The organism is Geobacter sp. AOG2, from assembly GCF_019972295.1.
In the GTDB taxonomy this organism is placed as follows: Bacteria; Desulfobacterota; Desulfuromonadia; order Geobacterales; family Pseudopelobacteraceae; genus Oryzomonas.
Map to the genome: position 1 here is coordinate 3,341,504 of NZ_BLJA01000001.1, position 23,442 is coordinate 3,364,945.

A 23,442-nucleotide genomic window follows, 5' to 3' on the forward strand; every position below is an offset into this window, starting at 1 on the left:
TCATGGTTGCAGATGTGACGGCGCAGTTGCAGGCCCATCGTGAACTGTTCGAGGTTATGGAACGGGAGATGGTGCCGCTGATTACCGAGATGGCCACCATTCTGGCCGATACCCTCACCAAAGGAGGGAAGCTGTTGGTGATGGGCAACGGCGGATCGGCGGCCGACGCTCAGCACTTTGCTGCCGAGATCGTCGGACGATTCAAGCTGGAACGTCGGGCACTGCCGGCCGTGGCGCTCTCCACCGATACCTCTATCCTGACCGCTATCGGTAACGATTACGGCTTCGAGGCTGTCTTCAGCCGTCAGGTCGAGGCCCTTGCGGCACCGGGCGATGTGGTGGTCGGCATCTCCACCAGCGGCAATTCTCCCAACGTACTTAAGGCCTTTCAACTGGCGCGTGAGCGCGGCTGCTGCACCATCGGCCTGCTGGGGCGTGACGGTGGCGGCATCAAGGCCGCCTGCAATTTGGCGCTGGTCGTCCCGTCCGACGACACCCCCCGCATCCAGGAGGGGCATATCGCCATCATCCATATCGTCTGCGATCTGGTGGAAAAGGCATTGTTTGGATAACCACGGGAAAAATGTCCAAATAGCATTCTGCTACAGAGTCACGGGGATACAGGGAAAGTCATAAGTAGGCCCTTTTATCAATATGACTTGGCAGGATGAAAGAGGTAAAACCAAGGCCCCTCCCCTCGCTTGGGGAGGAGTTGTTTCGGTTCTATCCTCGTTTTCCCTCTGTCTCTCTGTGGCAGATTGTACGTATAAAGAAAGGCACCCACCATGAAGCTCCAGCCAATCGATCTCTCCTCCGTCAAGACCTACCCCATCGCTGAGCGTCGGAACAAGGTCTCTCTTGCCCTTGATTTTGCTGGCGCCGTTACCCCCGGAATGACCGTCAGCGCCCTTTTGGCGGCCATGCCCAATCAGTTGGGTGCGGAGAGCCTCAATGCGGCCATTGAGGCGATTGTTGCGGCTCATCGCAAGGGTAAGCCGGTGGTGATCGCCATTGGCGGTCACGTGATCAAGTGCGGCCTGCAACCGGTGCTGAAGGCGCTGATCGACGCCGACGTTGTGACGGCGGTAGCTATGAATGGTTCCGCCTCGATCCATGACTATGAGATCTCGCTGATCGGTGAGACCAGCGAGGATGTGGGTGCTGTACTTCACTGCGGCACCTTTGGCATGGCTGAGGAGACCGGGCGCGACATCAACCGGGCGCTCAAGGCTGGCGTTGCCGAGGGGATGGGTTACGGTGAGGCCCTCGGTCGCTTTATCGTTGAAAACGGCAACCCCCATGCAGGTGCCAGCCTGCTGGCCACCTGCCGTGCCAAAGGCATTCCGGCCACGGTACATGTGGCCATGGGCACCGATATTATCCATCAACACCCGGAGGCTGACGGCGCCGTGCTGGGGGAAGCCACATTCACCGATTTCCGCCTGTTCACCTCTGTGGTGGCAACCTTGGGGGACGGAGGGGTCTTCCTTAATATCGGTAGCGCCGTGGTCATGCCGGAGGTGTTTCTCAAAGCGCTTTCCATCGCGCAGAATATGGGCTTTCACGTGGACCATTTCACTACCGTCAACTTTGATATGCAGCAACATTACCGCCCGTTGCAAAACGTGGTCAAGCGCCCGACCGCCGGCGACAGCCGCGGCTTGGCGATTACCGGCCACCACGAAATCATGGTTCCACTCCTTGCAGCTGGGGTTCTGGATAAAATCGGCATTGCCTGAAACAGATTGAATTATTCCCATTTTGTTTTATACTGTGAAGTACCGTGGAAGCCCTGAAAACGTTATCCGGAGAAAAAAATGACCTTGACCGGAATTGTGCTGATTGTTATCTCGGCGGCGCTCTGCATCATGGTGCTGGCCTTTATTCCGACCCTTCTGGCCGTGAAGCGGGCGGCGATCTCCCTGGGGTCGCTGTCGGATATGGTCCATAAAGAACTGAAACCGGCTCTCCATGAACTGACGGCGGTCTTGACCGAGTTGAAAACTGTTGGCGCGGGCGCTGCCGACCATGCAGACGATGTCAAACGTTTCATGACGGCACTGGGCGAAACCGGCGATAACCTTAACACCATAAACCGATCGGTGGGAATGGTTGCCGGGGTGCTCAACGCCACCTCGACCTGGGCGATCGGCGCCAAGGTGGCGGGGAAATATCTGATTGAACGCTATCTCAAGAAACGGGGAGGGAAATGACCATGTCTGACGAGGAAAAAGGAATTTCCGCTGGAACGGTAATGGTGTCTTTTTTGGCCGGAGCGGCTCTCGGCGCTGGACTTGCACTGCTGTATGCACCGAAAAGCGGCAAGGAGATGCGCGAAACCATTGCCGATCTGACCGAGGATGCGGTAGACAAGATCAAGGAATATGCCAAGGATGCCCAGGATAAGATCAAAACGGCCATCGAGGATGGTAAGGAAACGATCGTGGAGAAGAAATCCATCCTTGCGTCGGCTATCGAAGCCGGCCGGGAAGCGATGCATCGGGAGAAGGAGCGTACCTCCACGCCCTGATGGTATTTTTCGAATACAAAAAAGCCCACTACGGTGGGCTTTTTTGTATGATACCTCCCAGGGCTTTGGTTTGGAACAAAGGCTACGGACCGGGGGTCGGTCGGAAAATTCATCGGCAACCGTTGCTGTAGTCCCAACGGCAAAAAGGAAACATGGTGTCGTACCTCGCAGATGCCCACGCCGCAAGGCTTTGCCCGCCATTGACTTTCTCTTCAAATTCCTTTATAATCCACGAACTTTTATTGGGTACCGCATTGGAATCAGGTGGCAGGGCAAGGGCTGAAAGCGACCGTGCGGATTAGTCCTCCGTATCGCGAAGTCTTGAAAATTCCTGTTGCTGGCGTGAAGCCACCGTGCGGTATCTACCGGGAAATCGTGTGAAGCATATCGTCATAGCCATACTCCTTGTATTGTGTGCGTTTCCGGCTGGTGCGACGGAGCCGGTTCAACCCCTGCTGGCCGAATTAACGAGTCCTACGGCTCCGGCGCTGCCCGCATTGGAACAGGTGGCACTCGTCCCGCGCGACGAACTGACGGCCGAAGCGGAACCGCAGCAGAACACCAGCGGACTCTTTACCCTTGAGGAGCTTAAGGACAAAACGGATGATGGCACCGAACTAGCTCTGCCCGACGTTGATTTGCCCCAGGCCGATATCCCCCTTACCCTCAATAGTAAAGTTGAATATTTTCTTAACTATTTCCAGACCAGGGGCAGACAATCCTTTTCCCGCTGGCTCTCTCGCTCATCACGCTATATCCCGATGATGAAAGAGGTATTCAAGCGCGAAGGGATGCCGGAAGATTTGGTCTATGTGGCCATGATCGAGAGCGGTTTTCACCTGCATGCCCGTTCGGTGGCCAATGCCGTGGGGCCGTGGCAGTTTATCTCCGGCACTGGCCGGCGGTATTCCCTGCGCATCGACCAATGGATCGATGAACGTAAGGATCCGCTCAAGGCGACGGTCGCCGCCGCCTTGTACCTGAAAGAACTTTCCGGCATGTTCAACGGAGACTGGTATCTGGCTGCCGCCGGCTATAACGCCGGTGAAAACAAGATTCTGCGCGCCATCAGCATGTACAATACGAATGACTTCTGGGAGATTTCCCGAGGTTCCTATCTCAAGCGCGAGACCAAGGAGTATGTCCCCAAGCTGCTGGCTGCCGCCATAATAGCCAAGGACCCCGCCCGTTACGGTTTTTCCGACGTGGCCTACCTGTCACCGATCGAATTCGATACCGTCAAGCTTCCTTCGCGTACCGATCTGGAGCTAGCGGCCAAACTGATCGGCACTACCTATGAAACGATCAAGGAATTGAATCCCGACCTGCGCCATTGGTGCACCCCCCCCAATTATCCCGACTACGAACTCAAAATACCCAAGGGGACAAAGCTGCAATTCGAGGCCGCTTACGCCAAGATTCCCGAGGATCAGCGGTTCACTGAAAAGGTGCTCTATACCCGCTACCGCGCCCGTAAAAGAGACTCACTCAAGGGAATTGCCCGTCGTTACAACACAACCCCGGACATGCTGGCCGAATTGAACGGTTTCTCCAAAAAGAGCCGCATTGCTGGCAAGACCCTTGTGGTACCGGTTCGTCAGACGGTTGATTTCGGTCATGAGGGGCGTTCAGCCGCTAATACGGCCAAGGGTGGGTATGCCAAATATTATACTGTGAAGAAAGGCGACACCTTGGGGTCGCTCGCCAGACGCTTCAACGTTTCCTCAAAGCTTCTCTCGGTATGGAATAACCTGAAGGAACGGGTTGCCCTTAAGCCGGGACGGCGCATTATCATTGCAAAGTTTATCGAGAAAAATGGGGAAATGGTGCCCGAAGCACAGAAAAGCTGATATTTTTGTCCTAGCAGCATCATTAATGAAAGGAAGTATTGATGTATAATATCCTCATTTCCGCCGCCTCGGGCGTGGCATTGTTTCTACTGCTGCTTTTCGCCGTCAAGCTCCCTTGGTGGGCGTCGTTCTTACTCGGTTTGGTGGTATTCACCGTTGCCTTCATACTCATCTCCCGCGTCATCATGAAGAAGGTCATGGTTTCCATTGAAACTGCCGGCAGGGATCTCCAAGCGCAACCGCCACGCTTTGAAAAGGCCGTTCGCGAGTTGAAGGAGGCCCTGCAATATGGTAAATGGCAAATCTACGTGGAAGGTCAGGTCAACTCCCAGATAGGCATGATCTACTACATGAAGCGCGATTTCTCCAATGCCTTCCCGTATCTCGAAAAATCTTTTTTCAAAAACTGGGCGGCCATGGGGATGCTGGCCATCTGTTACATGAAGCGCCAGAAAAAGGACAAAATGATCAGCACCTTTGAGAAGGCGGTCCAGTGGAACGGCAAGGAGTCGTTACTTTGGGGCTTATACGCCTACTGCCTGAACGAGTGCGGCGACGTGTCGAAAGCCAAGGATGTTCTGGCAAAAGGATTGAAAAAGCTGCCCGGCAATGGTCCGCTCAAGGATAACCTCGACTGCCTGGAACAGGGCAAGAAGATGAAGATGAGAAATTACGGCGACATGTGGTTCCAGTTCCACCTGGAGAGCCTTGGAGCCCTGCAGAAACACCAGATGGCGGCCATGGGCGGTCGTATGCAACGTCGCACGGTGGCCAGAAGGTAGGCCCCTCTTTTACTAACCCCTTACCACACCTTTGAAAGCCGTCGCGAGACGGCTTTTCTTTTTGTAATCATTTTTGCCGAAATATCGTACTATATTGACAAAAGTGTGAATTCCACCTCGGTATCAGAGGTGTTCCGCCGGCTTCGCGGGATCGTTTGTTGATCAGGGTGGGATATATCACCCGCACGATGATGAGATGTGTGCAGGGTGCCTGTGTGTACAGGTTCACCAAATGAAACGATTATGAACGGAGGGGCGATGGAAACTCTTGAAGCGATACGGACCAGGAAGAGCGTTCGCAGATTTTCCGACAGGCCGGTGGAAGTGGAGAAACTCCAGAGCATTCTGGAGGCGGCCCGCATGGCGCCTTCGTGGGCTAACATGCAGTGCTGGCGGTTTGTGGTTGTCCAGGAGCCTGCCCTGAAGCGAAGAATCAGCGAGCTTTCAGGGGCGGATTCCGTTTTCACAACAAAGGGGTACAAGTCTAACCCTTCTCAAAGAGCCCTTGCCGATGCACCGGTGGTGATCGCCGCCTGCGCCGAATGCAATCAATCGGGCGACACGCGGGGACAGCAGTACTACATGACCGACGTGGGGTTCGCCGCGGCAAGTTTGATGCTGGCCGCCCATAGTCTGGGTCTGGGAAGCGTCTTTGTTGGGATTTTTGACGAAAAACAGGTGGGGAGTCTGCTCGGTATTCCGGCCTACATCAGCATCGTGGGGCTCATACCGTTGGGCTACCCGCAAGAGATCCCGGAGAGCGTACCTTTGCGCAAGCCATTGTCTGAAATCATACATTACGAAAAATGGGGGGCATAAAGCCGAAAAAGCAAGAGCGCCTTGCATTTACACCGGCAGTTTGGTATATAGATAGAGAGCTTTTGGTGTAACTATAGAAAAATAAAAGTTTTTTAACGAATAGCGGGTGTGGCCCGCAGGGAGGCAGCCATGCTTATCCATGTTCTCTATGACGACAATAGGTATGATTACGTCAAGGGGTTCCAGCTTGATCGGCTGTTGGAAACGAAAAAGGTCCAACGGTTCAAGCGTAGTACGGGGTGGGTCACCGTCGGCGTAGATCCTGTTCGGTGGAGAAGAAGCCCAAATTATAATGGAGTTGAGCGAAGAGGCGGCACAAATGCCTAAGGGATGAACAGCGAAGAAGCGAGAGCGTAAGCGCCCGACGGTGCGGCTCCTGGGCAGCGACGCCAGAAAAAACAAAAAAAGAAATTTGCGTTCTGCGACACCCCGCCGGAGATATTCCGGCGGGGTGTCGCGTTAGGGGGGGCTATTTGCGTTTTTCAGCGTCGCGCTTCTTCACTGGTGGCCCGGATGGCGTCGAAGACCACAGTGTCGTATTTATCTTGGCTGATGGCCAAGGCAACCGCAGGAATCTTGAGCAGGGTCTTGACGAAGGCGAAGCGCAGGTCACGAGGCAGGACGGCAATGTAAGCCATCAGGTTTTCTTCCTGAGACGGTGTTAGCAGCGGCGAAACCTGGAGCGATGTCGCCAGGTCCGTCATGGTGGCCGCCTGGATGTCGTCGCGCTGGGCCGCCGCTTTTTCGGCTACCTCCGACCAGTTGTTGAGGATATCGGCGGCCGTCAGGGGGCGATGCCGGTAGTCGGCCAGCCAGCGCATGAACATAATGGCCGCCTCCCGGCCGACGATGCCGGAATAGACTTCTATCTCCAGGTCGCCTGGAAAGCGGCAGTTCCTGCGCAGGACGCTGATCATCTCCCAGGCCCGCTCGGTTGGCTCCACCTGGAGGTCCATGGGAGTCCCCTGGCTGGCCAGCAGGTTGGTGTTGGCGGACAGGAACTGCCGGACCCCTTCATCCAACCCCCGCTCGGCGGCATAGCGGGACCAGCAGGCATGGTCGCTCTCCACGTACAGCATCACCATCCGGTCGATCAGCGCACGGTCCAAGGTGGCCACTTGGTAGCTCCCGTCGGGCGGATTGATGGTCACCACCACCTTGTGGCGGGTAGACAGCCGATGGGTATGCAGGGCGCGCGGCTCTCCTTCAATGGGCGGTTCGACGAACTGGAAAATTGCCTGGAGGGTATCCTCCTGTTGGGCGCGATTCAACTCGTCGCAATGGACCACCGTAGGTGGGTCGTTGTCGGCCGGCCACCATGACGGGCGCGACCAGTGCATGACATCCCCGTCCCGATAGGGGATGCCGACAAGGTCGCCGACCTCCATTTGTCCAAGGCGTAGGGAGGCGTAGTGCCAGTTGTCCTCGCGGCAGACCTGGATGATGCCAGCAGTTTTGCCGACGCCCCGGTGCCCAACGACACACGGCGTCAGATCGGTTTTTGCGAGGATTTCTCGCAGGACCAGCTTCATTTGGGCGATATTCACAAACGTCCCTCTTGGGCGATAAGTTTTCTAATCATAGCCGCAAATGGTCCGCGCTTCAAGCCCGCTGACGTTTTTGGGGCAACATATTGGAAACGCCTTATCATGGTGCGTAAAGTGTGGTATAGACAAACGACTTCATAGGGTAGTGCACCAGGGGAGACAGTCATGAGTGAACAGGGGTGGCGCCTCACATACAGCGGCAAATCCTTTTTGCTGTTGGTTGCTCTGGTTGCTGCCGGTTTTGCCGGAAACTTCTTTTCCTTGGGCCTCTTCACGGGCATCAACTTCCTGTTCGGCAGCATCGCGGTACTCCTGGTGGTCCGCCTGTTTGGTATCCGATGGGGGCTTGTGGCCGGATTGGTCGCTTCCTTGTGGACCATCCCGCTTTACGGGCACCCCTATGCCGTGATCTGGCTGTGCGGGGAACCGCTCTTTGTTGGTTGGCTGTTGCGCAAGGGGAAAAAACGTAACATTCTGCTCTATGATGCCTTCTACTGGCCGCTGGTGGGGGTTCCTCTGGTGTGGCTGTTCTTCCGATATGTCATGCATGTGACGGTATTGGGAACAGTCGCAGCCATGTTGACCTACTGGGTGATCGGCATCACCAATGCATTGATCGCCAGCCTCCTTTTGACCTATATCCCCCGCATTGCCCCCCTCTACGGTCTGAATATGTCCCGCACTATTCCGATCCACCACCTGATCTTCAACATACTGATGGCTGTGGTGCTGATACCGTCCATCGTGGTCATGATCATCTACGGCAAAGGCGCCGAGGGCCGCTACCTCAAGGAAATGTATGCCAGCATCGACGATAGTCTGAAAGTCGTCAGCTACGAAACGCGCCTCAGACTCCAGAAACCGGCCACGAAAGCCGGCGGCGACGCGTCGTGGGAACCGGTGGTCACCGGTGTCGAGCAAGGCATCCTCTTGGAGGCGCGTGGCAAGCAGCAGTGCCGGATCGCCCTGATCGACGGTGCCAGCCACGTTATTGCCGGCACCGACAGCCTTCCGGGGGCCATATTCGACCCATGCCGCAACGGCTCTCCACAACAGGTTAGGGAGGACGGCATATACCGCTGTATGCCCACCGTGGACAGACCGGTGCCGCTCTTGCAGCGGATGCATGACGCAATCTTCATCCGCCGTGTCCCCCTTGGAGGCGGCACCCCCTGGAGCGTAGCCGTCGAATTTCCGTTTGCGCCTTATCAGCGAGCCCTGCTTCGCGATCATATCAAATCGCTGTTGATCGTGCTCGGCCTGAATATGTTTGTTCTGATGATGTCGCTCTCCCTGTCCCATCGCCTGGCCGCACCCCTCTACCGACTGTCGCAGGTGACGACCGACCTACCCAAACGCTTGCTGCGGGAGAATATCAGCGCCTGGCCGGAAAGCATGGTCAGCGAAATCGACCAGTTGATCGGCAATTTCAAGGTCATGGCCATCGCGCTCAGCCAGCGTTTCCAGGAGATCACCTACACCAACGAAACCCTGGAACACCACGTTGCGGAACGTACCGGAGAGTTGACCAGGGCCAACGAGGAGTTGCAGAGGGAGATCGCCGAGCGGAAAATAACCGAGCGCCAGCGCGACGGCCTGATGGTGGAGTTGCAGAAAAAGAACAAGGAGTTGGAGGGGATCGTCTATGTAGCGTCCCATGACCTGCGCTCTCCACTGGTCAACGTACAGGGATTCAGTCGGAAGCTGGCCAAGAGCTGCGTCGATCTGGACGAGCTCATGGCCGAGTTGGCCATGGATGAGGCTCAGCAGGCCCGTGTCGAACTGATACTCAGGGAAAGCATCCCCAAATCCCTCGGCTTCATCACCCGCAGCATTGAAAAGATGGACAGCTTGCTGGGTGGCCTGCTTCGGCTCTCCCGCCTGGGAAGAACGGCGCTTTGCTTCGAAACCCTTGACATGCGCCTTTTGATATCAAATATTATTGCTTCCGTAACCTATCAGATCGAATCAACGGGCGCACAAGTCGAGGTTGCTCCATGGCTGGCCCCCTGCCTTGGCGACAGCGTTCAGGTTACCCAGATATTCAGCAATTTGTTGGATAACGCCCTGAAATACCGCGCAGTTGATCGGCCGTTGGTTGTTCACATTGGAAGCGAAATGCTTGACGAGGGGGTGCGCTACTGCGTCGAGGATAATGGTATCGGCATCCCCCGTGAGCAGCAGGATAAGATTTGGGAGATATTCCATCGTCTCAATCCGGGAGATACCCAGGGAGAAGGGCTGGGCCTGACCTTGGCGCGTCGCATCGCTGACCGCCTGGGGGGAACGATCTGGGTTGAGTCCGAACCGGGGGTTGGTAGCCGTTTCTACGTTGTCCTGCCGCGTACAATACCGAAAGCGGATGAAAATTTGACCACAGGAGCATGAGATGATCAGCGACAGGTTCAAGAAAGAGGTCATCATCCTGATTGCCGAGGATGACGACGGCCATGCCGAACTGATCCAGGACAACCTTCAGGAGTCGGGGCTCAGAAACACGATTATTCGTTTTTGCAACGGCCAGGAAACCCTTGATTTTTTCTACGGTAAACCGGACGGAGATGCGCCGCGTTGCGAGAAGGGGCAGGCGTATATGATGCTTCTGGACATCCGCATGCCCAAGGTTGACGGCGTGGAGGTGCTCAGACAAATCAAGTCGGACCCGGAGTTGAAGAGCATGCCGGTGATCATGCTGACTACTACCGACGACCCCCGGGAGATCCGCACCTGTTACGGTCTGGGGTGCAGTTGTTATATCACCAAACCGGTTGACTACCAAAAGTTTACCGAAATTTTGAGCCGGCTGGGACTGTTCCTGCTGGTGGTGCAGGTGCCGGACCTTATGGGGGAGGATGGGCAGGATGCAGGGGTAGGGCGAGGGATAACAACCTAAACATTGGAGGAAATCTGCTATGTGCGGAATCGTAGGTTATATTGGCGGGCAAGAGGCAACGCCGGTCATACTGGATGGGCTCAAGAAGCTGGAATACCGTGGCTACGACTCGGCCGGCATCGCCACCCTGGCGGGCGGTGAGTCGGGCATCAGGCGCAGCGAAGGCAAACTGGTCAATCTGGAAAAGCTGTTGCGCGAGCAGCCGCTCTTCGGGGTGATCGGAATCGGCCATACCCGATGGGCCACCCACGGTCGCCCATCGGAGATCAATGCCCATCCCCACAAGGCGGGTCCGGTTATCGTGGTGCATAACGGCATCATCGAAAACTACCTGTCGCTCAGAGAAACACTCAAACAGGCTGGCCACACTTTCAAGAGCGAGACCGATACCGAGGTCATCTCTCATTTGGTGGAGGAAAAACTTAAGAGCACCCCGGACTTCGTGCAGGCGGTCCGGCAAGCGCTGGCCGAGCTGCGGGGAGCCTACGCCGTGTGCATCCTCAATGAACGCGAGCCGGGCACCCTGGTCGCTGCCAAACTGGGGTCCCCGATGGTGGTCGGCCTGGGAGATGAGGAGTTCTTCGTCGCCTCGGATATCCCGGCCATCCTTGCTCATACCCGTGAGATGGTCTTCATGGAGGATGGGGAAATGGTCGTGTTCCGTGCCGGCACGGTTGCCTTTTCCACCATTGCGGGCGTCCTGCTGAACAAGAAGGCGCGGCACATCGATTGGTCGCCGCTTATGGCTGAAAAGGGGGGCTACCGGCACTTCATGCTCAAGGAAATTCACGAACAGCCCCGCGCCGTGCGTGACACCATTGCCGGCCGGCTTCTGGAGAAGGAAGGGGATGTGTACCTGGAGGACCTTAAGTTCAGCGATCGACAGCTGGCGGCCGTGAAACGGATTGTCATCGTGGCCTGCGGTACCTCCTGGCACGCTGCCCTGGTGGGCAAATTCTACATCGAAGGGTATTGTCGCATCCCGGTGGAGGTGGATATTGCCTCGGAATTTCGCTACCGCTGCCCGGTTATCGACGAGCACACGCTGGTGATGGTCATCTCCCAATCGGGGGAGACCGCCGATACCCTGGCGGCCTTACGCGAGGCAAAATCCCGAGGCGCCATGAACATGGCCATCTGCAACGTACTGGACTCCTCTATCGCCCGGGAATCCGCCGGTGTTATCTATACACACGCCGGTCCCGAGATCGGGGTCGCTTCCACCAAGGCCTTCGTCACCCAACTCACGGCCCTATACCTGTTCACCATCCGCCTGGGCCGGGCCGTCTGCGCTATCGATTCCGCCACGGGCCAGCGCATGATCGCCTCCCTCAAAAAGGTTCCGGCCCTGCTGGAGGAATCTCTCAAGCTCAATGCCGACACCGAGAAGATCGCCCGCAAGTATATGAACGCCCGCGACTTCCTCTATCTGGGGCGGGGCAAGAATTTTCCCATCGCTCTGGAAGGAGCGCTCAAACTCAAGGAGATTTCCTACATACACGCCGAAGGTTATCCGGCCGGCGAGATGAAGCACGGCCCCATCGCCCTGATCGACGAAGATATGCCGGTAGTCATGCTCGTCCCGCTCAACAGCGCCTTTGAAAAGACCCTGTCCAACATGGAGGAGGTCATCGCTCGCAACGGCCGGGTCATTGCACTATGCAGCGAAGGTGATCACGAGGTCAAGACGCGGGCCGAGGATACGATCGAGATTCCCCGTATCGACGAGGACCTGGACCCGTTCCTGCTCTCCGTGCCGTTGCAACTCCTGGCATACCACATCGCCGTGTTGAAGGGGACGGACGTGGATCAACCGCGGAATCTGGCCAAATCAGTTACCGTGGAGTAGGGGAGGAAGGGGCTGGACATGAATCTGCCCCGATAGTTTCAGGCCCTTCCCCAGAGACTGCATTCAGAATGTTATAAGAGGGCATCGATGCGTTATTTAATTTACCTACACGTGGCGTTTTTGTTGCTCGCTGCTGCCGGCACTGCCTGTGCAGAGGGTACCGCCGTTGGTTATGGGGCAGAGCTTGAGGGGTTTCCATATCCCCACGCGGTGGAACACTTCCGGTTTGCGTCACAAGGTCAAGACCTCCAGATGGGGTATATGGATGTGCCACCAAAAGGGCGACCCAACGGGCACACGGTCGTGTTGATGCATGGGAAGAATTTTTGTGGTGCGACATGGGAGGCCACAATTGCGGTTCTGACCGGCGCGGGATACCGGGTCATCGCCCCCGACCAGATCGGTTTCTGCACTTCAACCAAGCCCGCCCATTACCAATACAGCTTCCAGCAACTTGCTTTCAACACCAAGGCATTGTTACAGCGTTTGGGAGTGTCCCGTTCCATACTGATTGGGCACTCAACCGGAGGTATGCTGGCGACCCGTTTTACCTTAATGTATCCGGAAACTGTTGAAAAACTGGTTATGGTCAACCCTATTGGGCTGGAAGACTGGAAAGCATTAGGCGTGCCGGGCCGGACAGTTGACCAATGGTATGAGCGGGAGCTAAAGCTTTCGGCTGAGGGCGTGCGCCGGTACGAGAAGTCGGTCTATTACGGTGGCCGCTGGAAAGTAGAATACAACCGCTGGGTGGATATGCTGGCCGGACTCAATCAAGGACCGGGCCACAAACTGGTCGCCTGGAATTCGGCGCTCATCTACGACATGATTTTTACCCAACCGGTCGTGTATGAGTTTTCCCTGTTGAAAGTGCCCACTACCCTGATGCTCGGAGATGCCGACACCACCGCTATTGGCAGTGACATCGCACCACCAGAGGTCAAAGCAAAAATCGGTCATTATAAACTGCTGGGTAAGGAAGTTATCAAGACCATTCCACACGGCCGTTTAATAGAATTTCCCGGATTTGGGCATGCGCCACAGATTGAGAACCCGGCAATGTTCCATAAGGCCTTGCTTGATGAGTTGGCAGGAGTAAAAAACTAAGTACCAATAACAGTCAGATGTACCTCGCAGGAGTCCCATACCCTGCTCTGTTCCGGAAGATATGCCGCAAGACTGAGCCGATGTACCCGAAAAGTAATTCGCCAGCACTCTCCTCTTGGCAAAACAGAGCCGGTAGGCATTGCCGCCATCCTTAGGGGTGGCTTTCTTCATTTTGGGGAAGTATAAAGGGGTGGAACAGGCGTACCAAAAGGAGAAAGGTTTGTCGGGAATTCTCACACTGATCTTTGCCATTACCTGTGGCGGTGTTGTTGCAAATCTCTATTACAGCCAGCCGCTTTTGGCCGGTATTGCAGCAGAATTTCAGATAACGGCCGCCAGGGCCGGCCTGCTGGTGACCGTGACGCAGATAGGGTACGCCTGTGGTCTTGCCTTCCTTGTCCCTTTGGGGGACACGGTCAACAGGCGCAGTTTAACCATATACCTTTGCGCCTTGACGGCGGTCGCCCTTTTGGCCGCCTCTTGGAGCCCTTCATACCACATGCTCGGTATTGCGTTGGTGATGGTCGGACTTTCATCGTGCGCGGTCCAGGTGCTCGTTCCCTTTGCTGCCTCCCTGGCGCCCGATGCGACGCGAGGACGCGTCGTGGGTACGGTCATGAGTGGTCTCCTTCTCGGAATTCTGCTGGCGCGGACGGTATCGGGCCTTATTGCCGGGCTTGCTGGCTGGCGCGCCGTCTATATCTTCGCATTTTGCGCCATGACGGTCCTGATAGCCCTGTTGGGAAAGATGCTGCCATCGGATTCGCCACGACCCCATACTCCGTATCTACAACTCCTCAGATCGACTGGACGGATGGCGCTTGAAGACGCGACACTGCGTGAGCGTTCCTTTTACGGAGCTCTTGCATTTGCCGCCTTCAGCGTGCTTTGGACCGGGCTGACGTTCGTACTCAGCGCGCCGCCCTACGGCTTCAGCGAGAGCCGGATCGGACTTTTTGGGCTGGCCGGTGCCGCCGGGGCCTTTTCCGCCTCTGGTGCCGGACGCTTGGCGGATAAGGGGCGAAGCCGGTTAGCCACTGGCCTCTTTGGGACGGCGATAACAGCGTCATACGGGCTGATCTGGCTCGGCGGGCACAGCCTGACTGCAATGATCGCCGGAGTGATTCTCCTCGACATCGGTGTGCAGGGGTTGCATATTACCAACCAGGGGGTAATCTATCGCGGCAATCCCGACGCCCGTAGCAGGGTAACCACGGTTTACCTGACCTCGTACTTCGTCGGGGGAGCCTTGGGATCCACCATTGCAAGTGCCAGCTATGCGTGGGGCGGATGGTCGGCGGTATCGGCCTGCGGAGCTTTCATGGGGGGGCTGATCCTCCTGCGTTGGCTTATGGGGGAGCGTTTGGGGAATCCGCGCCCTGAAAAACCTGGGTTTCAGAGTTCAGATAAGGGAAAATAGTCCTTTGTCACAGGGGAACTCTGGCGGGGGGTATTGACATGATCATATGCAGATGGTTTCTTTGCTTCTCTCTCGTTGCCCTGACAATGGTATCTTCTCCTGCCGCCGCCGGCTCTTCGGTCCGGCTCAGGATTAATACGGCCCACGGACTCGGAAATGCTCTTGGAGCGGTGAAGGATGCCGGGTTGAGCATTGCGGCGGATGTGATTGTCACGCCCTCATCGGAATTCAACGGGTACCCATTTCTCCCTCCGGACAAGTTTATTCTTGACGCCCAGGCGGCACAGGCCACCATCATGTCGTCGAGTTTTTCGGGCTGGGATTACCTTTTCGACCCGACGCTGTATCTGAAACTGTCGAAAAGCGGTCTCGTGCATGTTTACGCATATGAGCCCAGGAAAGGCCAACCGCCCGGTGCCCCCCCTCCGGCGGTGTTTGTTACCGTGAATCTGTATGGGGGAAAAACAGGCGACGGCATCGAGTTCGGCGTCCCCAAGGGGTATATGGGCGGACAGGGACAAAGCGATACGGCCTCAGGGGTCACGGCGCAATTAGCTGGCCTTATGGCAAGCCTCAAGTATCATCATCCCGATTGGAACTGGTTCGACATAAAGGCCGCCTTGCGATCGACGGCTTCGAATTTTTCGGGCGGCTACGACCCGCAAAAGTCGGGTTATGGCACTATCGATTACCACTCGGCTAACGCGTTGACGGATGCGGCCCGGCTCCCGCTTTTTCCTCCTGCGGCTTTGATGCGTACCACAACAAACGGCAAAGTTGTCTTTGCCATCAATTCTTTTAAGCAGTCGCGAAGAGCAGTTGATGCGCTGTTCATATTCAGCGAGCGTCCCGCGCCGACCCTGAAGGAACTGTCCCTGAAAGAATTGAACACCATGGGAGGACACTTGCTGTTCACCGGAGATCGCTCCGGAACGACCAATTCGCTTGCTCTGCGAATGACGAGCACCAAACCGGTTTATTTCGTCTGGCTGACCAAGGACGCCACATGGCTATATTCTCGTATTGAGCCATATTCCATACTTGGCCCGGTACAGCTCACTCCGGGAGACTATGGGCCGCGCGTTCAGCACCCGGGCGCCGGAAAGTAGCGTTGTGCCGCTAGAAAAATAAGAAAATAGGTCCAAAGAGCATTTTAGTATTGCCGTATGAGCCCGGCTATGCGATAAACTCTTGAAATATCATGCATGCTGGCATCCGATCATCGTCACATGTTTCCTTTGTCATCAACCGAAGGAAAATGCCAGCTACTCTTGCGTAAGGGAACAGCCGCGGACTTCTACCATGGAAAATCGATTTGTCACCCGCCACAACACCGAGCAGTTATCGGACGCCATGTTCGCCGTCCTGGTCATCCTGCCCGACAAGTCTGAGGTTGAATCACGGCTTGTTGACATCAGCAGCCAGGGGCTGAAGCTCTCTATTCCTCCCCAGCCTGTACCCCTGGCAATCCCCCGGAAGGCTGAAACCGTGGATGTCGTTTTTCAGACATCTAGTTTTCGTCTCACGTGCCGGTGTATCTATTCCGCCTATAACCCGGACGGCAGCATATACTTGGGTATGCATGTCTTCGATCCCCACCAGCAGAACCAGTTGCGCGGCCTTCTGGGCGAGGTCGTATAATCCCGCTTCCGAGCCGGGGCCGGTATGAATCGGCACTTACCTGCCTACCGCCACCAGGATGCTGCATGGCGCCCGCTCCAGAAGCGATATGCCCACTGAACCCTTCCACCAGCGTGAGGCAAACGATGTCTGCTTCCGGTGCCCCAGCACGATCAAGTCCACCTCCAATTCTGTTGCCATACGGCAAATCTCTTCAACCGGCTCTCCGTAGGCCAGATGGCCGCACGCACTGTACCCGCCTTCACACAACAAAGCGACCCCGTCGTCAATGGTATTCCGTACGCGCTGCTCTTCCTCCTCCATCACGGAATCGGGGACAAATCCCTCGGCGAGGAATACTCCCGACGGCATGCGCATGACCGCCAGCAGGTGGGTCTCCGCGTGGAGCAGATGCGCGATGTCCGCGCATTCGAGCAGCGCGACCCGGCCTTCCTCGGTGCCGTCATAAGCAAGCAGGATTTTTTTATGCATGATGACCTCCTTTTCTTTGCATGAACCATGCTGGCAGAAGTGCCAGGCCAAAGATGGCGGCAACAGCCATGAATGAGGCCTCAAAACCGGCTATGCGGGCCTGCAGGCGCGTACCACCCTCCAAGGTATGCAGCGTGGCCGGCGAAACGATGTTGCTCGTCAGCTTCATGGCTTCATAGGAGGTGGCGCTACGCCAATCCAAAAATGACGATACCATGGAGACCCCGAATGCGCCGCCGAGTTGGCGTACGAAATTGACCGCACCTGAGCCTTGGTTGAGCAATTCGGGTTTCAGAGTCTGGACCGCACCCGCGTTCAGAGCCGGGATTACCAGGCCGAGACCGAGCCTGCCTAGCACGATCCACCACGCCATGGTTTGGAAGGTGGTCGCGGCGTTTACCCCGGCGAACAGGTAGAAGGAGACGCCAAAACAGGCCAGACCCGCAGTGACAATGCCATGGGCCGAGTATCTGTCGGTGAGTCGCCCCGCAACGGTAATAGCTCCTGCCAGCACCACCCCTCCCGGGAAGAGCAGCAGCCCTGATCTTACCGGGGTATAGTGGCATATGGTCTGGACGAAGAGTGGTATCAGGTAGGTGGAGCCGTATATGCCCATGCCGTAAGCGAATGAGACGGCAGCGGCCGCGCTGAACTGCCGGTTGGCAAAGATACGCAGGTTCAACAGGGGGTGACGGCAGAATAATTCCTGCCGGATGAAGCCGAAGCACGCAAGGCAGGCGGTTCCCGACAGCAGCAGCGTCCGAGCCGAGCTCCAGCCGGTCTTCTGCCCCGATGTGAGTCCGGCCAGAAGCGAGGCTGTAAATACGACCAAGAGCGTACACCCTAGTCGGTCGAAGGCGGGCCGTTCATCGGAAGTATCGCGGCCGGTGAGAAAGAAGACGGCCATTGCGGCGCCAAGCAGACAGAAAGGGAGAACAACGAAGAATACGGCACGCCAGCCGAAATAGTGGGCAAGCAGACCGCCCAGCGCGGGTCCGATGGCTGGCGACAATACGACGCCAAGGCCATAGATACCCATGGCACGCCCCCGCTGATGCGCGGGAAAGACCTGGAAAATGGCGATCATGGCCAGCGGTTGGATGATACCGCCCGCAGCCCCCTGAATGATCCGTGACACGATCACAACCCCGGAGTTGTTGCTCATGCCTCCCAGCAGCGACAGGACGATGAAAAGGACCATGGCAGTCAGGTAGGTGGCGCGCTGTCCGAACGCCTTGACGCACCACGACGTCATCAGCATGGTCGTGGACATGGCGGCGAGGAAGCCGGTGGAAAGCCACTGGGCACGATCCTGCCCCATGTGGAAGGCCGCCATGATATCTGGAATGACTACGTTAACGATCGTGGTGGCGAGCACCATGGACGTGGTGCCGAGCATGACCGTCAGAACCACCAGCCAGCGGTAACGCTGACCGTATTTTTGGAACATTGCGTCGAGCGGAGGCGTTGTAAGCGGTGCGGGGGCGTTGTCGGCGCTACCAAGATGGTGATGTTTGTTCATCTGCCCGGAATTACCGGGGCTTGGTTCTTCATTATGCAAGATTGCTCCAGATTTTGTTGAGGGTTGCCTTGAGCGCTGTCAGTTCCCGCTCGGTAATCCCTTGGCCTGCTTCTTCCCGCACCTGCTGGCTGACGGCCATGAGCTGTTCCTGTAGATGTCTGCCTTGATCGGTCAGATGGACGCGGAATACGCGTCGGTCTTCCGGACTGGCGCTTCGACGGATCAATTGTTTCTGCTCCAGTTTGTCCAGGATGCGGGTGATGGTGGGCTGATCCTTGAATATTTGGTCCGCCAGTTCCTTTTGGGTCAGACCATCCTGTTCCCTGAGCCGGTGGAGCGTGACCCACTGTTCCGGCGTTACGCCGTAGGGTTTGAGGCGCCGTCCCAATTCGTTTTTGTAACGCAATGTGGTTCGGGTCATGATGAATCCCACGCTATTTTCGAGTGTTTGATCCATGGAATTCCTCCGGTGTCATGCTAGTAATATAATTGTCACAACAATAATTGTCAATATGGCTGTATTCGCTCATCCCGATGTTTTCCGAAGTCTGCCTGACGGGCGAGAGGCTGTTTTCGACACATGCGGTACATTTGAAAATTTTTGTTTTTGAATTGTGACTGTTTGAGCTATCCTGACACGAATTTGTAGCACATGCAAAAAGAGGTGGCGTATGAGTATGGTTTCAAAGCGGCTGGTTGCCATCCGCCTGCTGGTGACGGCCATGTTGGTCCAACTGGTTTTCTGCATCCCGGCGGCGTATTCCGCCGCAACTGGCGACGACTACGAGATACCTTTGGCTGAGCTCAAAAAGGTGGAGAAGAAAAAAACGAAGAAAGCGGAAACCAGGAGGCGCACGGAAAGAAAGAAGACCCATGCCACACGCCAGGAAACTCAGCATGAAGCGTCTGGGGCAACCGATGTTCCCGAACGGCCTGTTCCTTTGTTGTCTGAAACTGAAAAAGACGGGGCGGAGTTCATGGAAGCGCCGGACAGCGCCCACATCAGCCATGAGCCTTACAGCTATGTAGTGCCCGGCAAACGTACCGTCGTCAAGGTCGTCATCAGCCGTGAAGCCGTGCAGTCCGTCCGGTGCCGGTTCCGGTCCCTGGAGCGGGGCGGTTATGCTTCTGTGGCGATGACTAAGGCGCCTGGGAGCCAATTCACTTATGTTGCGACGCTGCCGGCGCTCGAACCGGGGATGGCCGCGCTCCTCCGCTACCGCTTTGTGGTTGTTGACGCCTCGGGGAGCCGAACCTTCAGCCAAGAGTTTGTTATCCCCGTGAAATCAACCTCGGTCATGCCCGGTTGGCAGCAGGACCCTTCCCCTGAGCCGGTTAGGGCCACCTTGGATAACCCCCGGCAGCCTCTTGAAGGATTTTCGGATGTGGTCATGGAGAATGTCGAAAAGAAGTGACGGTTTTTTACTTACAGCCCCTCCAGAGCCGTGATGCTGCCGCCTCACGTGAAGCCGGAACCGGCCGTGCAGGCAAAACAGTGGTCACTTACCGGAATGGGGGTGCCTGCCGGGGGCAGCTCGGAGAGCTCGGAGATATGGAGGCGCCGGCCGCCGTGATGCAGTCCGGTCGCCAGGTTGAAATCGCAGTCATAGAGGAAGCCGTCCCAGTCTACCGAGATCAGTGAACGGCACATCAAGCCGGGCAGGGTGCAGGTGTTGAAGCTTTTCTCCAGCTTCGCCAGATAGGCCTCCAGGTTGCCGGAGCGCTCCAGCCAGTCGCGAAAACGGCCCAACGGCACGTTGGCAAAGGTGTAGAGGCGGTTGAAACTGACGGCGTAGCGCCGCTTTAGATCCTGGCGGAACTTCTTCTCCGCCTGCCCTTGGGGGGCGGGGAGGAACGCCCCGGTGGGGTTGCAAACTAGGTCCAGTTGCAGGCCGCTTCCTTCCAAGCCGTAGCCCAACCCATTGAGTTTCTTCAGTATTTCGATGCTGGCGTCCCAGGTTCCGCTTCCTCGCTGGGCCTCTGTTTGTGTGGAATTAACGGCCGGAAGCGATGCCGATAATGTTACGTTATGCTTACGGTAGACTACCGGTAATGTTACGGTATCGGGCCGCATCAGGGCCGCCAGGTTGGTACGAACGATCAGTTTGGGGGTCAGGGGTGCCAGGCCTTCGATCAGACGAGGGAGACTTGGCAACAGCTCCGGTGCGCCGCCGGTGATGTCGATGGCGGAGAAATTGAGGCGGGCGGCGCAGGCGATGACCGCCTCCACCGTCTCGGGGCTCATCGCCTCCCGCCGGTCCGGCCCGGCTTCCAGGTGGCAGTGGCGGCAGGCCAGATTGCAGGCCAGGCCGACATTGATCTGCAACGTCGTGGTCGTGCCGCGGGTCAACTCAAGGCCGTGCCGTTGGAGGGTTTCTGAAAATCTGGAAGGATTCATGGTCCGGTTCTTTGCGGAAACTCCCGTTCCCGGATAAGTCCTGCGCCGCGTCCCCGCGCCCCAGGGCTACAGCGACAATTTTTCGGCGATCTTCCTCATCTGCACGCCGTGCACCAGCGACGCCCCGCCGCGGATGGCGTTGGTCACGTGCAGCGCCTCGGTCATCTCCTCCAGGTTGGAGCCCTTTTCCAGACACGCGGTGGTATAGGCGTCGATGCAGTAGGGACACTGCACGGCATGGGCCACGGCCAGCGCGATCAGCGCCTTCTCGCGCTCGCTCAGCGCCCCTTCGGCAAAGACCGCTCCATAATAGTCGAAGAACTTCGAGGCCAAGTCGGGGGCACTCTTGCCGATATCGCCGAATGCGGCCAGGTCGGCCGGGTCGTAATAGGTTTCCATGGATTTCTTCCCCCTGTAAAGTTCGTCCCGCCCGTCACTGCCGCCCGCCGGCCACTATCCCGGACATCCGTTTCATGAACGCCTCCGTCGTGAACGGCTTGGCGATGAAATTCACCCCCTCCTCCAGCGCCCCCCCGTGAACGGCCACGTTGTTGGCATAGCCCGACATATAGAGCACCTTCAGACCGGGGATGAATTGCGAGAGGCACCCGTGGAGTTCGGGGCCGTTCATCTGCGGCATGACCACATCCGAAACCAGCAGGTTGATGGAGCGGGTCTTTTCGCGGGCGATGGCGATCGCCTCTTTCGGCGTATTGGCGGCGAACACGGTATGCCCGTGGCTTTCCAGCAATTCCTTCACCATCTCCATGACCATGCGGTTATCTTCCACCAGAAGCACCGTGGCGGCGCCCATGCTCTCCACGGCATCGGGGCCGGGCTTGCCGGTCTCCGGGCCGGCTTCCGGGGTGAACAGCGGCAGATAGATGCGGAAGACGCTCCCGCGGCCGACCCTGCTGTGGACATCGATATAACCGTTATGCTGCTTGACGATCCCGTACACCGTGGAGAGCCCCAGGCCGGTGCCGCTGCCGGAGGCCTTGGTGGTGTAGAACGGTTCGAAGATGTGGGAGAGCGTCTCGTCGTCCATGCCGCTGCCCAGGTCGCTGAAGGCCAGCATGGCGTAACGTCCCGGACAGGCGCCGGGGTGCAGTTGGCAATACTCGTCGTCCAGCACCAGGCAGCCGGTCTCGATGGTGATCTGTCCGGTGCCGTCGGTGGCGTCCTGGGCGTTGATGGCCAGGTTGATCAGCACCTGCTCGATCTGGATCCAGTCGGCCCGGACCGGGCAGGGGGCTTCGCTGAGCAGGGTGCGGATCTCGATGCTCTCGCGGATCGTGCGCCGCAGGATATTCATGAAATTGGTGATGATTTCGTTCAGATCGTGGAGCTGGATCGAGAGCGCCTGCTTCCTGCCGAAGGTCAGCAATTGCCGGACCAGATCCTTCGACTTGTTGGCCGCTTCCAGGATCAGGGAGGCATAATTGGCCGCCGAATCGTCCGGTTTCGCCTTCATCACGATCATCTCGGCATACCCGTAGATCGGCGTGAGCATATTATTGAAATCGTGGGCGATACCCCCCGCCAGCAGGCCGATGCTCTCCAGCTTCTGCTGCTGCACGATCTGGTGTTCCAGCCGTCTTCGCTCGGTGATGTCCTGCCCCGTGCAGAGGATCTCCGACGGCTCGCCGTGCGCCAGGATCGGCTTGTTCGACCACCCGACCCAGACCCGCTCGCCGTTCTTGCGGATGTTCTCGTTTTCGCTGTAGCAACTCTCCCGCGTGGCCAGCATCGTCCGAATCCGTGCCCGGACGTCGTTGCCGTCGCTGTCGGTCTCGGGAACGATGGTGTCGATGATGTTCCGGCCGATCAGCTCTTCGCGGGTATAGCCGAAAAAGGACTGGGCGTAGTCGTTGCAGAACATGACGGTGCCGTCGAGTTTCAGCCTGAGGATGATGATATTGGCCTGCTCCACCAGCCCCCGGTAGGTCTCTTCGCTCGTGCGCAGCTCCGCCTCGGAGTCCCGGTACAGCTCGATCTCCTGTTGCAGCTCCGCGGAACGGCGTCTCAGCGCGATGTACGACGGGATCAGGCCCGCCAGCGTCACCGCTGCGACGCCAAAGCCCAAGAGCGCCAACTCCCACCCGCACCCCTGGTGCGCCCCGGCGCTATCGCCGCACCAGCCCCGGACACTCGTGAGGAGGGGGGCGAACGTTGCGGCCGTCGCTGCCAGGGCATGCGTGCCCGGAAACCGCTGTTTTTGTGCCGACACAACCATTGCTGGTCCTATCCGTTCGACCGGCCGGGATGGCCGTTGGTCCTGATCATGGGGGATTTTAGTTCATATGTTGTTGGTAATGCAATAAAAATCAGAAGGTTAGCTTTTAGAGGGAGGGAGTGGGAGGGGTTTTGCCCGTTTTTAATGAGTTATATAGCGGCGGGAACAGCGCTAACAGGGGCAAGAGGGGAAAGGTGGGTCATGGGGTTGGCTGTGGCCTGCTTGGTTTTTGGGAGAGAAGAGGGTTAGGAATGTTTAAATATCAAACTTGACCCCGAGCAGTACCCATGGGAGAAAAACCCAATGCGGTCCAGTTCCCGAAAAAGGTCCGTAACAGGCTGAACAAAAGGCGACTTGGCAAAGGCGATTTCCACGGC

Annotated in this window: 23 protein-coding genes; 16 read left to right on the plus strand and 7 right to left on the minus strand. The window is 57.2% G+C overall.

Annotated features, from left to right (window positions below; translation table 11 throughout):
- Positions 1 to 2 precede the first annotated feature (2 nt).
- From gmhA to LDN12_RS18015, 8 genes are all read left to right on the plus strand, one after another.
- Positions 3 to 572 carry a D-sedoheptulose 7-phosphate isomerase gene (gene gmhA / locus LDN12_RS15195; RefSeq protein WP_223923501.1) on the plus strand — a complete coding sequence of 190 codons (570 nt, stop codon included), beginning with the start codon at positions 3 to 5 and terminating at the stop codon, positions 570 to 572.
- Positions 573 to 785: 213 nt separating this feature from the next.
- Positions 786 to 1,739 carry a hypothetical protein gene (locus LDN12_RS15200; RefSeq protein ID WP_223923502.1) on the plus strand — a complete coding sequence of 318 codons (954 nt, stop codon included), beginning with the start codon at positions 786 to 788 and terminating at the stop codon, positions 1,737 to 1,739.
- A 78-nt stretch (positions 1,740 to 1,817) separates the two neighbouring features.
- Complete coding sequence (locus tag LDN12_RS15205; protein ID WP_223923503.1) at positions 1,818 to 2,213, plus strand: DUF948 domain-containing protein; 396 nt, start codon at positions 1,818 to 1,820, stop codon at positions 2,211 to 2,213.
- A 2-nt stretch (positions 2,214 to 2,215) separates the two neighbouring features.
- Entirely contained in the window at positions 2,216 to 2,530 is a 315-nt protein-coding gene (locus tag LDN12_RS15210) for a YtxH domain-containing protein (protein ID WP_223923504.1), read from the plus strand.
- A 377-nt stretch (positions 2,531 to 2,907) separates the two neighbouring features.
- A complete protein-coding gene (locus LDN12_RS15215) occupies positions 2,908 to 4,380 on the plus strand; it encodes a transglycosylase SLT domain-containing protein (RefSeq protein ID WP_374045063.1) in 1,473 nt (490 codons plus the stop codon).
- 41 nt (positions 4,381 to 4,421) lie between these two features.
- Positions 4,422 to 5,162 carry a tetratricopeptide repeat protein gene (locus LDN12_RS15220; RefSeq protein ID WP_223923505.1) on the plus strand — a complete coding sequence of 247 codons (741 nt, stop codon included), beginning with the start codon at positions 4,422 to 4,424 and terminating at the stop codon, positions 5,160 to 5,162.
- A 258-nt stretch (positions 5,163 to 5,420) separates the two neighbouring features.
- Positions 5,421 to 5,981, plus strand: a complete 561-nt coding sequence (locus tag LDN12_RS15225) for a nitroreductase family protein (RefSeq protein ID WP_223923506.1) — start codon at positions 5,421 to 5,423, stop codon at positions 5,979 to 5,981.
- 129 nt (positions 5,982 to 6,110) lie between these two features.
- Positions 6,111 to 6,308 (plus strand): GSU3473 family protein, encoded by a 198-nt coding sequence (locus tag LDN12_RS18015; RefSeq protein ID WP_374045064.1) that lies wholly within the window; start codon positions 6,111 to 6,113, stop codon positions 6,306 to 6,308.
- 155 nt (positions 6,309 to 6,463) lie between these two features.
- Here LDN12_RS18015 and LDN12_RS15230 read toward each other — a convergent pair whose 3' ends face one another.
- Positions 6,464 to 7,528, minus strand: coding sequence for a hypothetical protein (locus tag LDN12_RS15230; protein ID WP_223923507.1), 1,065 nt, complete (start codon positions 7,526 to 7,528; stop codon positions 6,464 to 6,466).
- Between the two features lie 165 nt (positions 7,529 to 7,693).
- Between LDN12_RS15230 and LDN12_RS15235 the strand changes: the two genes are divergently transcribed.
- The 7 genes from LDN12_RS15235 (at position 7,694) to LDN12_RS15265 (ending at position 16,438) form a co-directional block, all read left to right on the plus strand.
- Entirely contained in the window at positions 7,694 to 9,916 is a 2,223-nt protein-coding gene (locus tag LDN12_RS15235) for an ATP-binding protein (RefSeq protein WP_223923508.1), read from the plus strand.
- Between the two features lies 1 nt (position 9,917).
- The gene (locus LDN12_RS15240; RefSeq protein WP_223923509.1) at positions 9,918 to 10,421 is read left to right on the plus strand and encodes a response regulator; all 504 of its coding nucleotides are present in this window, start codon (positions 9,918 to 9,920) and stop codon (positions 10,419 to 10,421) included.
- A 19-nt stretch (positions 10,422 to 10,440) separates the two neighbouring features.
- The gene (glmS, locus tag LDN12_RS15245; RefSeq protein WP_223923510.1) at positions 10,441 to 12,270 is read left to right on the plus strand and encodes a glutamine--fructose-6-phosphate transaminase (isomerizing); all 1,830 of its coding nucleotides are present in this window, start codon (positions 10,441 to 10,443) and stop codon (positions 12,268 to 12,270) included.
- 87 nt (positions 12,271 to 12,357) lie between these two features.
- Entirely contained in the window at positions 12,358 to 13,377 is a 1,020-nt protein-coding gene (locus LDN12_RS15250; protein ID WP_223923511.1) for an alpha/beta fold hydrolase, read from the plus strand.
- A gap of 220 nt (positions 13,378 to 13,597) precedes the next feature.
- Positions 13,598 to 14,797 carry an MFS transporter gene (locus LDN12_RS15255; RefSeq protein WP_223923512.1) on the plus strand — a complete coding sequence of 400 codons (1,200 nt, stop codon included), beginning with the start codon at positions 13,598 to 13,600 and terminating at the stop codon, positions 14,795 to 14,797.
- 185 nt (positions 14,798 to 14,982) lie between these two features.
- Positions 14,983 to 15,906, plus strand: a complete 924-nt coding sequence (locus tag LDN12_RS15260) for a hypothetical protein (protein WP_223923513.1) — start codon at positions 14,983 to 14,985, stop codon at positions 15,904 to 15,906.
- A 193-nt stretch (positions 15,907 to 16,099) separates the two neighbouring features.
- A complete protein-coding gene (locus LDN12_RS15265) occupies positions 16,100 to 16,438 on the plus strand; it encodes a PilZ domain-containing protein (protein WP_223923514.1) in 339 nt (112 codons plus the stop codon).
- A 36-nt stretch (positions 16,439 to 16,474) separates the two neighbouring features.
- Here LDN12_RS15265 and LDN12_RS15270 read toward each other — a convergent pair whose 3' ends face one another.
- Genes LDN12_RS15270 through LDN12_RS15280 form a run of 3 tightly spaced genes read right to left on the minus strand, consistent with a single transcriptional unit; the run spans position 16,475 to position 18,888 of the window.
- Positions 16,475 to 16,909: a universal stress protein gene (locus LDN12_RS15270; protein ID WP_223923515.1), complete on the minus strand. Its 435-nt coding sequence runs from the start codon at positions 16,907 to 16,909 to the stop codon at positions 16,475 to 16,477.
- A complete protein-coding gene (locus tag LDN12_RS15275; RefSeq protein WP_223923516.1) occupies positions 16,902 to 18,470 on the minus strand; it encodes an MDR family MFS transporter in 1,569 nt (522 codons plus the stop codon). The genes LDN12_RS15270 and LDN12_RS15275 overlap by 8 nt, the downstream gene beginning before the upstream one ends.
- Positions 18,463 to 18,888: a MarR family winged helix-turn-helix transcriptional regulator gene (locus LDN12_RS15280; RefSeq protein ID WP_223923517.1), complete on the minus strand. Its 426-nt coding sequence runs from the start codon at positions 18,886 to 18,888 to the stop codon at positions 18,463 to 18,465. The genes LDN12_RS15275 and LDN12_RS15280 overlap by 8 nt, the downstream gene beginning before the upstream one ends.
- Before the next feature lie 214 nt (positions 18,889 to 19,102).
- On the opposite strand from LDN12_RS15280, the gene LDN12_RS15285 reads away from it, so the two are divergent.
- Entirely contained in the window at positions 19,103 to 19,846 is a 744-nt protein-coding gene (locus LDN12_RS15285) for a hypothetical protein (RefSeq protein ID WP_223923518.1), read from the plus strand.
- 44 nt (positions 19,847 to 19,890) lie between these two features.
- On the opposite strand, the gene arsS is transcribed toward LDN12_RS15285, so the two are convergent.
- From arsS to LDN12_RS15300, 3 genes are all read right to left on the minus strand, one after another.
- Positions 19,891 to 20,829, minus strand: a complete 939-nt coding sequence (gene arsS / locus LDN12_RS15290; protein WP_223923519.1) for an arsenosugar biosynthesis radical SAM (seleno)protein ArsS — start codon at positions 20,827 to 20,829, stop codon at positions 19,891 to 19,893.
- A 66-nt stretch (positions 20,830 to 20,895) separates the two neighbouring features.
- On the minus strand, positions 20,896 to 21,228 hold the full coding sequence (locus tag LDN12_RS15295) for an arsenosugar biosynthesis-associated peroxidase-like protein (protein ID WP_223923520.1): 333 nt from the start codon (positions 21,226 to 21,228) through the stop codon (positions 20,896 to 20,898).
- A 34-nt stretch (positions 21,229 to 21,262) separates the two neighbouring features.
- Positions 21,263 to 23,065: a PAS domain S-box protein gene (locus LDN12_RS15300; protein WP_223923521.1), complete on the minus strand. Its 1,803-nt coding sequence runs from the start codon at positions 23,063 to 23,065 to the stop codon at positions 21,263 to 21,265.
- Positions 23,066 to 23,442 lie beyond the last annotated feature (377 nt).